Annotated in this window: 15 protein-coding genes; all 15 read right to left on the bottom strand. The window is 68.2% G+C overall.

Annotated elements, in window-relative coordinates:
- Positions 1-67 precede the first annotated feature (67 nt).
- Complete coding sequence (gene atpD / locus ACZ63I_RS24205) at positions 68-1522, bottom strand: F0F1 ATP synthase subunit beta (protein WP_469341075.1); 1455 nt, start codon at positions 1520-1522, stop codon at positions 68-70.
- Positions 1522-2439, bottom strand: coding sequence for a F0F1 ATP synthase subunit gamma (locus ACZ63I_RS24200; RefSeq protein WP_041984322.1), 918 nt, complete (start codon positions 2437-2439; stop codon positions 1522-1524). Before ACZ63I_RS24200 ends, atpD begins: the two co-directional genes overlap by 1 nt.
- 20 nt (positions 2440-2459) lie before the next feature.
- Positions 2460-4049, bottom strand: a complete 1590-nt coding sequence (gene atpA / locus ACZ63I_RS24195; RefSeq protein WP_041984325.1) for a F0F1 ATP synthase subunit alpha — start codon at positions 4047-4049, stop codon at positions 2460-2462.
- A 141-nt stretch (positions 4050-4190) separates the two neighbouring features.
- The gene (locus ACZ63I_RS24190; RefSeq protein ID WP_469341074.1) at positions 4191-5006 is read right to left on the bottom strand and encodes a F0F1 ATP synthase subunit delta; all 816 of its coding nucleotides are present in this window, start codon (positions 5004-5006) and stop codon (positions 4191-4193) included.
- Positions 5003-5557 (bottom strand): F0F1 ATP synthase subunit B, encoded by a 555-nt coding sequence (locus ACZ63I_RS24185; protein ID WP_469341073.1) that lies wholly within the window; start codon positions 5555-5557, stop codon positions 5003-5005. Before ACZ63I_RS24185 ends, ACZ63I_RS24190 begins: the two co-directional genes overlap by 4 nt.
- A gap of 33 nt (positions 5558-5590) precedes the next feature.
- Positions 5591-5836, bottom strand: a complete 246-nt coding sequence (locus ACZ63I_RS24180) for an ATP synthase subunit c family protein (RefSeq protein ID WP_469341072.1) — start codon at positions 5834-5836, stop codon at positions 5591-5593.
- A gap of 69 nt (positions 5837-5905) precedes the next feature.
- Positions 5906-6721 carry a F0F1 ATP synthase subunit A gene (gene atpB, locus ACZ63I_RS24175; RefSeq protein ID WP_469341071.1) on the bottom strand — a complete coding sequence of 272 codons (816 nt, stop codon included), beginning with the start codon at positions 6719-6721 and terminating at the stop codon, positions 5906-5908.
- 228 nt (positions 6722-6949) lie between these two features.
- Positions 6950-7387: a hypothetical protein gene (locus tag ACZ63I_RS24170; RefSeq protein ID WP_469341070.1), complete on the bottom strand. Its 438-nt coding sequence runs from the start codon at positions 7385-7387 to the stop codon at positions 6950-6952.
- 202 nt (positions 7388-7589) lie between these two features.
- Positions 7590-8918, bottom strand: coding sequence for an MraY family glycosyltransferase (locus ACZ63I_RS24165; RefSeq protein ID WP_469341069.1), 1329 nt, complete (start codon positions 8916-8918; stop codon positions 7590-7592).
- 454 nt (positions 8919-9372) lie between these two features.
- On the bottom strand, positions 9373-10023 hold the full coding sequence (locus ACZ63I_RS24160) for an arsenate reductase/protein-tyrosine-phosphatase family protein (RefSeq protein WP_469341068.1): 651 nt from the start codon (positions 10021-10023) through the stop codon (positions 9373-9375).
- Positions 10020-10667 carry an L-threonylcarbamoyladenylate synthase gene (locus ACZ63I_RS24155; RefSeq protein ID WP_469341067.1) on the bottom strand — a complete coding sequence of 216 codons (648 nt, stop codon included), beginning with the start codon at positions 10665-10667 and terminating at the stop codon, positions 10020-10022. The genes ACZ63I_RS24160 and ACZ63I_RS24155 overlap by 4 nt, the downstream gene beginning before the upstream one ends.
- A gap of 55 nt (positions 10668-10722) precedes the next feature.
- Positions 10723-11562: a peptide chain release factor N(5)-glutamine methyltransferase gene (gene prmC, locus ACZ63I_RS24150; RefSeq protein ID WP_469341129.1), complete on the bottom strand. Its 840-nt coding sequence runs from the start codon at positions 11560-11562 to the stop codon at positions 10723-10725.
- Between the two features lie 113 nt (positions 11563-11675).
- The gene (gene prfA, locus ACZ63I_RS24145; RefSeq protein ID WP_469341066.1) at positions 11676-12755 is read right to left on the bottom strand and encodes a peptide chain release factor 1; all 1080 of its coding nucleotides are present in this window, start codon (positions 12753-12755) and stop codon (positions 11676-11678) included.
- Between the two features lie 129 nt (positions 12756-12884).
- Positions 12885-13106 (bottom strand): 50S ribosomal protein L31, encoded by a 222-nt coding sequence (gene rpmE, locus ACZ63I_RS24140; RefSeq protein WP_041984350.1) that lies wholly within the window; start codon positions 13104-13106, stop codon positions 12885-12887.
- A 225-nt stretch (positions 13107-13331) separates the two neighbouring features.
- Complete coding sequence (locus ACZ63I_RS24135; protein WP_469341065.1) at positions 13332-14429, bottom strand: LCP family protein; 1098 nt, start codon at positions 14427-14429, stop codon at positions 13332-13334.
- Between the last annotated feature and the right edge of the window lie 174 nt (positions 14430-14603).

Raw genomic sequence — 14603 nt, 5'->3', positions numbered from 1 at the left:
TGGGTTGTCGTGGAGAGCGTCAGAGGCGGGCGGCAGTCACGGCCGCCCGCCCCTGATGACCGGCGGCTCAGGAGACGCCGAGCTGCTTCGCGTTCGCCTTCAGGTCCTCGATACCACCGCACAGGAAGAACGCCTGCTCGGGGAAGTGGTCGTACTCCCCGTCGCAGATCGCGTTGAACGCGGTGATCGTCTCGTCCAGCGGTACGTCGGAGCCGTCCACACCGGTGAACTGCTTCGCCGCGTGGGTGTTCTGCGACAGGAAGCGCTCCACACGACGGGCGCGGAAGACGGTGAGCTTGTCTTCCTCACCCAGCTCGTCGATACCGAGGATGGAGATGATGTCCTGCAGGTCCTTGTACTTCTGCAGGATCCCCTTCACCCGGGAGGCCGCGTCGTAGTGGTCCTGCGAGATGTACCGCGGGTCCAGGATCCGGGACGTCGAGTCCAGCGGGTCGACCGCCGGGTAGATGCCCTTCTCCGAGATCGGACGCGAGAGCACGGTCGTCGCGTCGAGGTGCGCGAAGGTCGTGGCAGGCGCCGGGTCGGTCAGGTCGTCGGCGGGCACGTAGATCGCCTGCATCGAGGTGATCGAGTGGCCACGCGTCGAGGTGATGCGCTCCTGGAGCACACCCATCTCGTCCGCCAGGGTCGGCTGGTAACCCACCGCTGACGGCATACGGCCGAGCAGCGTGGAGACCTCGGAACCGGCCTGGGTGAAGCGGAAGATGTTGTCGATGAAGAGCAGCACGTCCTGCTTCTGCACATCGCGGAAGTACTCCGCCATGGTCAGCGCGGAGAGCGCCACCCGCAGCCGGGTGCCCGGCGGCTCGTCCATCTGCCCGAAGACCAGCGCGGTCTTCTCCAGCACGCCCGTCTCGGTCATCTCACCGATGAGGTCGTTGCCCTCACGGGTGCGCTCACCGACGCCGGCGAAGACCGAGACACCGTCGTGCAGGTTGGCGACTCGCATGATCATTTCCTGGATGAGGACCGTCTTGCCGACGCCCGCACCCCCGAACAGACCGATCTTGCCGCCCTTGACGTACGGGGTCAGCAGGTCGACGACCTTCAGGCCGGTCTCCAGCATCTCCGTCTTCGACTCGAGCTGGTCGAAGGCCGGAGCCTTGCGGTGGATCGGCCAGCGCTCGGTGATCTGCGACTCGGCCTCGGGCTCGTTCAGGATGCGGCCGAGGGTGTTGAACACCTTGCCCTTGGTCACGTCACCGACGGGCACCAGGATGCCGGCGCCCGTGTCGGTCACCGCGGACTGGCGTACCAGACCGTCGGTGGGCTCCATCGAGATCGCGCGGACCAGACCCTCGCCCAGGTGCTGGGCGACTTCGAGGGTCAGCGTCTTCTTCTCACCGGCGTTGGCCGGGTCGGCGATCTCGACGTGCAGCGCGTTGTAGATCTCCGGCATCGCGTCGACGGGGAACTCCACGTCGACGACCGGGCCGATGACCCGGGCGACGCGGCCCGTGACCGTGCTTCCCGGGTTGGCCGCCTCAACAGTGGTCGTCATTAATTTTCACTCCCCGCAGATGCGTCGGCCAGGGCGCTCGCGCCACCGACGATCTCGCTGATTTCCTGGGTGATTTCGGCCTGGCGGGCCGCGTTGGCAGACCGGGTGAGGCTCTTGATGAGGTCCCCGGCGTTGTCGGTCGCCGACTTCATCGCGCGGCGGGTGGCGGCGTGCTTGGAAGCGGCCGCCTGCAGCAGCGCGTTGTAGACACGGCTCTCCACGTAGCGCGGCAGCAGGGCGTCGAGGACGTCCTCCGCCGACGGCTCGAAGTCGAACAGCGGAAGGATCTCGCCCTTCGTGTCCGCCTCCTTGGCCGCTTCGTCGAGCTTGAGGGGCAGCAGCCGGTTCTGGACGGGCGTCTGCGTCATCATCGAGACGAACTCGGTGAAGACGATGTGCAGCTCGTCCACGCCGCCTTCGGACGTCTCCGTCCTGACCGCCTCGATCAGCGGCGCCGAGACCTTCTTGGCGTCCGCGTACGTCGGGCCGTCGGTGAAGCCGGTCCACGAGTCCGTGACCTTGCGCTCACGGAACCCGTAGTAGGAGACGCCCTTGCGGCCGACGATGTACGTGTCGACCTCCTTGCCCTCGCTCCGGAGCTGCTCGGTGAGCCGGTCCGCCGCCTTGATGGCGTTCGAGGAGTAGCCGCCGGCCAGACCGCGGTCGCTCGTGATGAGCAGCAGCGCGGCCCGGGTCGGAGACTCCGTCTCGGTGGTCAGGGGGTGCTTGGTCGTCGAACCGGTCGCCACCGCTGTGACCGCCCGGGTGAGCTCCTCCGCGTACGGCGAGGAGGCCCGCACCTGGCGCTGCGCCTTGACGATGCGCGAGGCGGCGATCATCTCCATCGCCTTGGTGATCTTCTTGGTCGCGGTGACGGATTTGATGCGACGCTTGTAGACCCGGAGCTGCGCTCCCATGAGTCAGGTCCCTTCCGTCGTCACTTGGCGTCGGCCGGCGCGTCGTCGCCGAGAAGCTTGCCGTCCGAGGTCTCGAACTGCTGCTTGAAGGCGGTGATGGCGTCACCGATGGACTGCGTCGTGTCGTCCGACATCTTGCCGCCCTCGGCGATGCTGGTCAGCAGCTCCTTGCGCTCGCGGCGCAGGTACTCCAGCAGCTCGCCCTCGAAGCGGCGGATGTCGGAGACCGGTACGTCGTCCATCTTGCCGGTGGTACCGGCCCAGACGGAGACGACCTGCTCCTCGACCGGCATCGGCGAGTACTGGGGCTGCTTCAGCAGCTCGACCATGCGCTGGCCGCGCTCCAGGGCCGCCTTGGACGTCGCGTCCAGGTCGGAGCCGAAGGACGCGAACGCCTCCAGCTCGCGGTACTGGGCGAGGTCGCCGCGGAGCCGGCCCGACACCTGGCGCATGGCCTTGTGCTGGGCGGAGCCGCCGACGCGGGAGACCGAGATACCGACGTTCAGCGCGGGGCGCTGGTCGGCGTTGAAGAGGTCGGACTCCAGGAAGCACTGGCCGTCGGTGATGGAGATGACGTTGGTCGGGATGAACGCCGACACGTCGTTCGCCTTGGTCTCGACGATCGGCAGGCCCGTCATCGACCCGGCGCCCAGGTCGTCGGAGAGCTTGGCGCAGCGCTCCAGCAGACGCGAGTGCAGGTAGAAGACGTCACCGGGGTACGCCTCGCGCCCCGGCGGACGGCGCAGCAGCAGCGACACGGCACGGTAGGCGTCGGCCTGCTTCGACAGGTCGTCGAAGACGATCAGGACGTGCTTGCCCTGGTACATCCAGTGCTGGCCGATGGCGGAGCCGGTGTACGGCGCCAGGTACTTGAAGCCGGCCGGGTCGGAAGCGGGGGCGGCGACGATCGTGGTGTATTCGAGCGCGCCGGCCTCCTCCAGGGCGCCGCGCACGGACGCGATGGTGGAGCCCTTCTGGCCGATGGCGACGTAGATGCAGCGGACCTGCTTGTTCACGTCGCCGCTGCGCCAGTTGTCACGCTGGTTGATGATCGTGTCGACGGCGAGGGCGGTCTTGCCGGTCTGCCGGTCGCCGATGATGAGCTGGCGCTGGCCGCGGCCGATCGGGACCATCGAGTCGACGGCCTTGTAGCCGGTCTGCATCGGCTCGTGCACCGACTTGCGGATCATGACGCCGGGGGCCTGCAGTTCGAGGGCGCGGCGGCCCTCGGTCTCGATCTCGCCGAGGCCGTCGATCGGGGTGCCGAGCGGGTCGACGACGCGACCCAGGTAGCCCTCGCCGACGGCGACGGACAGGACCTCGCCGGTACGGGTGACCGACTGTCCCTCTTCCACGCCGCTGAACTCGCCGAGGACGATCGCACCGATCTCGCGCTCCTCAAGGTTGAGGGCGAGACCGAGGGTGCCGTCCTCGAACTTCAGCAGCTCGTTCGCCATGGCCGAGGGCAGTCCCTCGACCTTGGCGATACCGTCACCGGCCACACTGACCGTTCCGACCTCCTCGCGCGAGGCCGCGTCCGGCTTGTACGACTGGACGAAATTCTCCAGCGCATCCCGGATCTCCTCCGGCCGGATCGTGAGCTCCGCCATCTGGATTCCCTGCTCTCCTTGTTGGGCCCGAAGTCTTCTTGGGGGTCTGCTTGGGTCTGGGGGCGACCCCCAGGAATCTTCCGCAATTTCTGCACGGCCCAACCGGGCCGCCGGTCCTGCTCTGTTCTGTTGGTGACCGCGTCAGCGGCCGAGCCGCCGCGCCGCCTCGCTGAGCCGCTCAGCGACCGTGCCGTCGATGACCTCGTCACCGACCCGGACCGAGACACCGCCGATGACCTCGGGGTCCACGTCCAGGTTGAGATGCATCGGGTGGCCGTACAGCGAGGCCAGGGCCGCGCCGAGGCGCTGCTTCTGGCCGTCGGTGAGCGGCACCGCCGAGGTGACGACCGCCACCAGGCGCTCCCGGCGCTCGGCCGCGAGCCTGGACAGCGTCTCAAGACCTGCTTCCAGGCTACGTCCACGCGGCGCGGTGACGAGACGTACGACCAGCCGCTCCGTGACGGGGTTGGCCCGGCCGCCGAGCAGCGTGCGCAGCAGCTCGCCCTTGGCGGCGACCGTCGCCGACCTGTCGGTCAGCGCCGCCCGCAGTCCGGTGCTGGACTGGACGATGCGGCCGAACCTGAACAGTTCGTCCTCGACGTCGTCCAGCGCGCCGGCGCGCTGCGCCGCCGTGAGGTCGGCGGTCGCCGCCAGCTCCTCGATCGAGTCGACCAGGTCGCGGGGCTGCGACCAGCGGGCGCGGACCATGCCCGAGACCAGGTCGGCGACGGTGCCGCTGACCTGTCCCGCGAGCAGTCGGCCCGCGAGGGCGGCCTTGGCCTCGCCGTCCTGCGCCGGGTCGGTGAGGACCCGGCGCAGCGACACCTCGCGCTGGAGCAGCGCCGTGACGCCCGCCAGCTCGTCGGCGAGCTTCGCCGCGTCGGCCGACGTGGAGTCGGTCAGCGCGTCGAGGCGCTCGCGTGCCTCCGCCAGGGCGATACGGCTCGCGCCGTTCATCGCCTGGCCTCGGCCTTCGATGCGCCGTCCTCAAGGTCGTCGAGGAAGCGGTCGACGGTACGGCTCTGCCGGGCGTGGTCCTCAAGGGACTCGCCGACCAGCTTGCCGGCCAGTTCGGTGGCGAGCTTGCCGACGTCCTGGCGCAGCGCGTGAGCCGCGGACTTGCGGTCGGCCTCGATCTGGGTGTGGCCGGCGGCGATGATCTCCTCACGCTGCCGCTGGCCTTCCGCCCGCATCTCCTGGATGATCGCGGCGCCCTGTTCGGTCGCCTCCTGGCGCATCCGGGCGGCCTCGTGCCGGGCCTCGGCGAGCTGCGCCTTGTACTGCTCAAGGACGCTCTCGGCCTCGGCCTTGGCGGCGTCGGCCTTGTCGATGCCACCCTCGATCGCCTCGCGGCGCTCCTCAAGAACCTTGTTGATGTTCGGGAGGAGCTTCTTCGCGAGGATGCCGAAGACGATGGCAAAGGCGAGCAGACCGACGATGAGCTCGGGGATCTCCGGGATCAGAGGATTCTCGGCCTCTTCGGCCGCCAGCTGTACCAGGGCGATCACATCAGTGCCTTCCGTCGAAGATTGTTCTCGTCATCAGGTGGAGGGGTAGACGAAGCCCATGACGAGGCCGATCAGGGCCAGTGCCTCACAGAGGACGAAGCCGAGGATCTGGTTCTGCCGGATCAGGCCGGCCGCTTCGGGCTGCCGGGCCAGGGCCTGGGTTCCGTTACCGAAAATGATGCCGACGCCGACACCGGGGCCGATGGCGGCGAGGCCGTAACCGATCGAGGCCAGGTTGCCTTTGACGCTGACCGCGGCGAGGGTCTCAAGAGCAGACATGCCGTTTCTTCCTTCTTCTTCACGGGCCGGTGGGGGTTGGCCACCGGATGTCTGGGGGACTGGGCTGTGTCAGTGCTGCTCGGCGAGAGCGCCCTGAATGTAGCTGCACGCCAACAGGACGAATACGTACGCCTGGAGTGCCTGGATGAACAGTTCGAAGACCGTCATCACGAGGACCATCACGAACGAGACGCCTGCGTAGGCGATCCCGATGCCGTTGAGCAGATACCAGCTCGCGATGGTGAAGATCAGAATCAGCACGTGACCGGCGAACATGTTCGCGAAGAGTCGTACGGCGTGCGTGAACGGGCGGATGAGCAGGTTCGACAGGAACTCGAAGAACATGACCATCGGGAACACCGGGCCGAGCGAACGGTCGTAGCCGGTGATGTTCTTCCATCCGCCGACGAAGCCGTGCCTCTTGAACGTGATGCTGACCCAGAGCACGTACACGATCAGTGCGAGGATCGCCGGGAAGGCGATGATCGATGTCGCGGTGAACTGGGCGAGTGGGATGATCGCCCACAAGTTCATGATCCAGATGAAGAAGAACAGCGAGACCATGAGGGGGACGTACTTCTCGCCCTCGCGCTTGCCGATCGTCTCGTAGACGACGCCGCGGCGGACGAAGTCGTATCCCATCTCTCCGAGCATCTGCAGCTTGCCGGGGATCAGCTTCGGCTTGTTGAAAGCCGCCCAGAAGAACCCGACCACAACGATCGTGCTGAGCAGCGCCAGCAGAATCGGCTTGTTGAACTCGAAGCTGCCGACCGTGAAAATCGGATCGAACAGGAAGGAGTGCAGGCCGGGAGTCGGGAATCCGCACCCCTCGAAAATGTGGCAGTCGGTCTCGAAGGCGAGCACCTGTGTCGGGTCAGCACTCACCACGGGCTCCTTCAACATGGCGCATAGGTACGGCAACCTCGTTGTGTCGGCGCGGCGCGCAGCCGCGGTTCGGCACTGGACTGGTGTGACGGATGTGGGAACGGCGGCCGGGCTTCGAGCCTCGCGTCATGAGAACAGGCGTCAGCTCGGATGCCCGCGCCCGCAATGCCGCAGTTGGAACTGGACGATAGCAGTATCGGGAACAGGCACTTATCCCGGCCCTACCCCTCACTTCGCCAGGCCCGTCTTCTCGGCGTCGGCGCTCTTCGTCGATTCAGGCTCGACGTAGAGGGTCTTGGCCGTCATGAAAGCACGCGCCTGGCAGGCGACCCACACGATGGTCGTCGCGACCACGGTGAGTGCGAACGCCCTCGGGTTGAACAGAGAGGTGTTCTTGAAGACCGCCAACAAGATCACAAGTACCAGTAGCTGTGTTGTGTAAAGCAGCAGCCCCATCATCTGGAACAGGTGCGGCATCGACTTCGCCGTCCGCTGCAGGACCACCAGGCCGACCCCCATGAAGAGGACCACCACCAACGCGCCCGCGACGCCTCCCACTGCTCCCTTCCCGCCCGCGACCACGCCACTGACCACAGCGGCGACAACGCCGGCGGCAGCGGTGGGTACGGCGGTGTGGAGAAGGTTTCGGACGTCGTTGGACAGCATGGCGGCAGCTCCGCTGACTGGGGGGTCGGGCATGGGGCGTGGGGCAGATCGTGTCGTCATGGACGAGCGTAGGCCCGGTCCGAGTCATGAATTCTCGGGCCAACGAACCGTCGCACTACGGTTCTTCGGCTCTGTCGCCGGGTCTCGTGAACGATATCACAAACTATTTGATGCAGTCTTTACCATGTAAGTGTGCTCACCATCACACGTGCGAGCTATTGCGCGAACGAGCGCCAATAGCCGTCGCCCCGTTGACGCCTGTCGCGACGGCCGGTTGTCCTTCGGTCATCTCCGGTGCTCCGGGGGCCAGTCCGGCCTCCGCGCCCTCCCGCCGCGCCAACTGCTCGGCGGCGGCCCGCCGGCGGCGGCGCCGGTAGCGGGGCGGCACCACCGACTCGGCCCAGCGCGGGACATGGGGGTTGAAGCGCGGCAGCAGCAGGAGTACGAGACCGACCGCGCTCAGTCCGACCACGAGCACCAGGATCCACATCGACGCCGAGTGCACGGAGTAGAGGAGCACACCGAACGCGATCAGCGCCGACCAGAAGTACATGATCAGCACCGCTCTGGTCTTCGAGTGGCCGATCTCCAGCATCCGGTGGTGCAAGTGACCGCGGTCGGCGGCGAACGGCGACTGGCCGTTCCAGGTACGGCGGCCGATCGCGAGCACCAGGTCCGCGAACGGGATCGCGATGATCGTCAGCGGCAGCACCAGCGGGATGAACACCGGCAGCGCCGCGTGGGTGCCCTCGCGGGTACCGCCCTCGAAGAGGTTCAGTGTGTCCGGGTCGACCTGGCCTGTGACCGAGATCGCTCCCGACGCCAGGACGAGACCGAGCAGCATCGACCCCGAGTCGCCCATGAAGATCCTGGCCGGTGCCATGTTGTGCGGCAGGAAGCCCACGCACATGCCCATCAGGATCGCGGCGAACAGGGTGGCGGGGGCCGCGGCCTCGATGCCGTAGCCGTACCAGATCCGGTAGGCGTACAGGAAGAACGCCGCCGCGGCGATGCACACCATGCCGGCCGCGAGTCCGTCGAGTCCGTCGACGAAGTTGACCGCGTTGATCGTGATGACGACCAGCGCGACGGTGAGCAGTGTGCCCTGCCAGGACGTCAACGAGACCGTGCCCACACCGGGTACGGGGATCCACAGGATCGTCAGACCCTGCATCACCATCACACCGGCGGCGATCATCTGCGCACCGAGCTTGAGCAGGGCGTCCAGCTCGAACTTGTCGTCCAGGACACCGACCAGCCAGATCAGCGCGGCACCGGAGAGCAGGGCGCGCGGCTCGTTGGACAGGTCGAAGACCCCGTTGAGGTTCTGCAAGTTGTCGGCGACGAGCAGTCCGGCGCACAGACCGAAGAACATGGCGATACCGCCGAGCCGTGGTGTCACCTCGCGGTGTACGTCACGGGCGCGGATCGCGGTCATCGCGCCGACCGCGATCGCGAACTTCCGCACCGGGCCGGTCAGCAGATAAGTCACCGCGGCCGTCACACAGAGCGTCAGCAGGTAATCACGCACGGGCTGCCCCACAGGAATCGCTGGCCATCTCAGCCCCACACCTTAGCCTTGGTCGCAGCAGCCCATGGATACCGCGTCGTCCCCCACATGAGGACACCCGGGACGGGAGCGCTGGTTGCACGACTTCCCGCCGTCGTCCATTCCGTTCGGGAATCGGACAGACCGGACGGAAAGCGCCCTAGCCAATTCCCTTTTGCTTCTTCGCGGATACTACGGGTTTTCGCGGCCTCCCCGCGCACGCGCTTTTTTAGGGCTCGGTTCGCCTCCGGGGCGCTTTAAGCCCCTGTCGACGGTCGACCGTGCTCGGCCCGCTCGTTCCTCACGGGCCTGCGCGCGCTCTCCCTTTCGACAGCGGCGCGCCCCTTCGGCTCACTCGCCACGTGATCGGGGCGGGCCGGGACGAACAGTGAACCCATGGGCGCTGCGGAGGCGCCCCGGAGGCGAACCGAGCCCCTTAAATAGACGCCGCTACGCCGGTGAGGGCGGTGATCACGGGGTCCAGAGCCTGGTTGATCTCGTCGCCGATCGAGCGGAAGAACGTGATCGGCGCGCCGTACGGGTCGTAGACCTCGTCCGCCTCCGCGTTCGGGGCCAGCAGCCAGCCGCGTAGTGCCGCCGCCGCGCGGACCAGGGCGCGGGCGCGTTCGACGACCCCCTCGTCGAGGGGGTCGGGCAGGGTGGCCGGGTCTATCGCCCGTACCAGCCGGGTGAACTCCTTGAGGGTGAAGGTGCGCAGGCCCGCCGAGTGGCCCATGGAGATCACCTGGGCCCGGTGGTCGCGGGTCGCAGTGAGGACCAGGTCGGCTCTGATCACGTGCTCGTCGAGCAGTTCGCGGCCGACGAAGCCGGTCGCGTCGGCGCCGAAGTCGGCCAGGACCGCCTCGGCGTTGGCCTCCATCGGGGCGCCTTCGTGGCCCCAGGTGCCGGCACTCTCCACGATCAGTCCGCCGGTCAGCCGCTCACCGAGCCGGACCGTCAGGGCGTGGCGGTTCAGCCGCTCGGTGATGGGCGAGCGGCAGACGTTGCCGGTACTGACGTGGAGGATGCGGAACGTACTGCCGTGCTGTGCGGTGTCCGCTATGCCACGCCCCTGCGGGGTGGTCAATTGGCCACCTCTAGATCGGGTACCACCTTGCGGAGCTCCTCGGCGTCGAGGGCGCCGGCCCGCAGCAGCACCGGGGTCTTCCCTGTGACGTCGACGATCGAGGACGGGACGTTGCCGGGCGTCGGGCCGCCGTCGAGGTAGACGGAGACGGAGTCCCCGAGCATGCCCTGGGCGGCGTCGCAGTCCTCGGGTGCCGGGTGTCCCGTGAGGTTGGCGCTGGAGACGGCCATCGGGCCGAACTCGGTGAGCAGTTCGATGGCGACGGGGTGCAGCGGCATCCGTACGGCGACCGTGCCCTGGGTGTCGCCGAGGTCCCACTGGAGGGACGGCTGGTGCCGGGCGACGAGGGTGAGCGCGCCGGGCCAGAACGCGTCGACCAGCTCCCACGCCTGCTCGGAGAAGTCGGTGACCAGCCCGTGCAGGGTGTTCGGCGAGCCGATCAGCACGGGCGTGGGCATGTTGCGGCCGCGGCCCTTGGCGTCGAGCAGGTCGGCCACCGCCGCGGCGCTGAAGGCGTCGGCGCCGATGCCGTACACGGTGTCGGTGGGCAGCACGACCAGCTCACCGCGGCGTACTGCCGACGCGGCCTCGCGCAGACCGGTCGTACGGTCGGTCGCGTCGTTGCAGTCGTATCGCCGAGCCATTGAGAGGCCTCCTCGTGCACATACACGGTCTGATGGTCGGAACGGGTCGAACGGTTCACGGCATCGCCTTGCGGGCCGTGGCGAAGCGGGGGCGCTTGTTCAGATCGGGGTGGTCGGCCGCGTCCGCCCAGCCGGACTCCTCGCTGAAGATCCACGGGACCTGGCCGCCCTGGGTGTCCGCGTGCTCGACCACGACGAGGCCGCCGGGCCGCAGCAGCCGGTGCGCGGTGCGCTCGATGCCGCGGATGGTGTCGAGGCCGTCCTCGCCGGAGAACAACGCCATCTGCGGGTCGTGGTCACGGGCCTCGGGCGCGACGTACTCCCACTCGGTGAGCGGGATGTACGGCGGGTTGGAGATGACCAGGTCGACCTGGCCGTCCAGCTCGGGAAGGGCGCTGAGGGCGTCTCCCTGGTGGACGGTGACCCGGGACCCGTCGGCGTTCTTCCTGGTCCAGGTCAGGGCGTCCTCGGACAGCTCGACGGCGTGCACGCGCGAGCGCGGGACCTCCTGCGCCATCGCGAGCGCGATGGCGCCGGAGCCGGCGCACAGGTCGACGACGATCGGCTCGACGACGTCCATCGCCCGTACGGCGTCTATGGCCCAGCCGACGACCGACTCGGTCTCCGGGCGCGGTACGAAGACGCCGGGGCCCACCTGGAGCTCCAGGTAGCGGAAGAACGCCCGCCCGGTGATGTGCTGGAGCGGCTCGCGGGCCTCACGGCGCGCGACGGCCTCCCAGTACCGGGCGTCGAAGTCGGTGTCCTTGACGGTGTGCAGCTCTCCTCGCTTCACGCCGTGCACGTAAGCGGCGAGCTCCTCCGCGTCGAAGCGCGGTGAGGGCACGCCCCCGTCCGCCAGCCGCTGGGTGGCCCGGGCCACCTCGGCGAGCAGCAGGCTGCGGGGGACGGGCCCGCGGCGGAGCCGCTGAGGGTCGCTGGGCCCCCCAGGATGTGGCTGCACGCTGGTTCCTCCGGACTGCGAGAGTGGGTGAGGGACTGGGCGGGACGTCAGCGGGCGACGGCGAGCTTCGCTGCGGAGTCCGCGTCGACACATGCCTGGATGACGGCGTCCAGTTCACCGTCGAGCACCTGGTCCAAGTTGTACGCCTTGAAGCCGACCCGGTGGTCCGAGATCCGGTTTTCCGGGAAGTTGTACGTGCGGATCTTCTCCGAGCGGTCGACGGTGCGCACCTGGCTGCGCCGGGCGTCGGCCGCGTTCTTCTCGGCCTCCTCCTGGGCGGCGGCGAGCAGCCGCGAGCGCAGGATACGCATGGCCTGCTCCTTGTTCTGGAGCTGGCTCTTCTCGTTCTGGCAGGAGGCCACGACACCGGTCGGTACGTGCGTGATGCGCACGGCCGAGTCGGTGGTGTTCACGGACTGCCCGCCGGGGCCGGAGGAGCGGTAGACGTCGATGCGCAGGTCGTTCTGGTTGATCTCGACGTCGATCTCCTCGGCCTCGGGTGTCACGAGGACACCGGCGGCCGAGGTGTGGATACGGCCCTGCGACTCGGTGGCGGGCACCCGCTGCACGCGGTGCACGCCGCCCTCGTACTTCAGCCGCGCCCAGACGCCCTGGCCGGGCTCGGTCGCGCCGTTGCCGCCCTTGGTCTTCACCGCGACCTGGACGTCCTTGTAGCCGCCCAGTTCGGACTCGGTGGCGTCGATGATCTCGGTCTTCCAGCCGACGCGCTCCGCGTACCGCAGATACATCCGCAGCAGGTCGCCTGCGAACAGCGCCGACTCGTCGCCGCCGGCGCCGGCCTTGACCTCCAGGATGACGTCCTTGTCGTCGCTGGGGTCGCGGGGTACGAGCAGCAGCCGCAGCTTCTCGGTGAGTTCCTCGCGCTGCCGCTCCAGGTCCTTGACCTCGGCGGCGAAGTCGGGGTCGTCGGCGATGAAGCCGCGGGCCGTCTCGACGTCCTCACCTGTCTGCTTCCAGGAGCAGTAGGTCCCGACGATCGGGGTCAGCTCGGCGTAGCGCTTGTTGAGCTTGCGGGCGTTCGCCTGGTCCGCGTGGACCGACGGGTCGGCGAGCTGCGACTCAAGTTGAGTGTGCTCGTCGATCAGTTCCTCGACCGCCTCGAACATCGGGGGCTCCTGGGTTGATGCGAAGGTGCTGCGAATGCCGCGGCAGGGCCGCGAAGGTGGTGCGGGACGCCAAAGCGCCGGTCTCGGCGCCCCGGGGAAGGGGCACCGAGAACCGGCGCAGATGGCTCGCTACTTCTTGGCGGCAGCGGCCTTGCCGAAGCGGGCCTCGAAGCGGGCCACACGGCCACCGGTGTCGAGGATCTTCTGCTTGCCCGTGTAGAACGGGTGGCACTCGGAGCACAGGTCGGCACGGATGGCGCCGGACTCGATGGTGCTGCGGGTGGTGAACGACGCACCGCAGGTGCAGCTCACCTGGGTCTCGACGTACGCGGGGTGGATATCGCGCTTCAAGGTGACTCCTTGGGAAGGTCCCCGCGGATCACGGGGAGGGCTCCGGGTCGCACGCGCGGACTGCTCGTACGTGAACCGGGGCCAGCGGACCAGTCTGCCAGCACTGGGCGTATCTCCCAAAACCGGGGGAAGGGCCCGGCTATTCCGCGGCCCGGCTGTGTACCCCGCCGGGCTGCCGCGCTTTTCGCGCCGGGCTGCCGCGCTGTCCCGGCCGGGGTGCCGCGCTCAGCCGCCCTTGACGACCCCGTGCGCGTCGCCCCGGTCGCCCGCGGAGTCCTTCGTCGCGGAGGCGGGGATCGGCCGGTCGTGCGCGAGGGCCGTCCAGACCTGCCGGGAGCCCTTGGCCAGCGGCAGCACCCGGTTCGGGTCGGCGGGGTCGTAGCGCACCGGGAGTGTGATCATCGTCACGTTCTTGGTGGAGATGTTCTTGAGGCCGCCGGCGAACCCGATCAGTCCGTTGATCGAGTCGAGTTTCGAGTCGGGCGTGATCGCGCTGGTGGCGGTGTCGGCGAGGTCGTAGAGCTTCTTGGGGTTGCTGAACACGCCGATGTGCTTGATCTGCCCGATCAGCGCCTTGATGAACGCCTGCTGGAGCTGGATACGGCCCAGGTCGCTGCCGTCGCCGACGCTCTTGCGGGTCCTGACGAGCCCCAGCGCCTGCTCTCCGTGGAGCGTGTGGGTGCCCGCCGCCAGCTTGAGATGGCTCTTGGGGTCGTTGATGGCCTGCGTCGTGGTGAGCTTGACGCCGCCGAGCTGGTCGATGAGCTTCTTGAAGCCGGTGAAGTCGACCTCGACGTAGTGGTCCATCCGGATGCCGGACATCTGCTCCACGGTCTTGACGGCGCAGGCGGGGCCGCCGGCCTCGTACGCCGAGTTGAACATGGCGCCGCGCTCGGCGGGAGCGGTCTTGCCCTTGCCGTCCGGGCACGCGGGCCGGTCGATCAGGGTGTCGCGCGGTATGGAGACCACTGCGGCCTTCTTGTGGCCCTTGTAGACGTGGATGACCATCGCCGTGTCGGAGCGCGCGCCGGCGTTCTTGCCGTACTCGGCGTTGGCGCCGGACCGGGAGTCCGAGCCGAGGACGAGGATGTCCTGCGAGCCGTTGTCGACGTTCTGCGGGCGGTGCGAGCCGAGCTGCGCGTCGATGTTGACGCCCTTGATGTTGCCGTTCAGCTTGAAGTAGACGAACCCGAGGCCACCCGCGGCGATCACGACCAGCCCCACTACGCACCAGACGGCGACGAGGATCGCGCGACGGCGCTTGCCGCGCGGTTCACGGCGGGCGCGGCTGCCACGTATTCGGCTGTTCCGGTCGTCGGTCATGGTCTCCCTCGGTGGCCGCTCGTCGGTCCGGCTACCTCCTCCTCAACGATTCAGGCGATATGTCCCCCTTGTACAGACAGTGACGCACCCGGCGGGGTTCCACAACTTCCGGGGACGGGAAAGGGGCCGCCCCCGTCATCGAAATGACGGGGGCGGCCCCGGTACCACTGGGCA

The sequence above is a fragment of the Streptomyces sp. NPDC087906 genome, assembly GCF_055584925.1.
The sequence above is the reverse complement of the archived record's forward strand: the minus strand, read 5'-3'. Positions and strand labels throughout refer to the sequence as shown.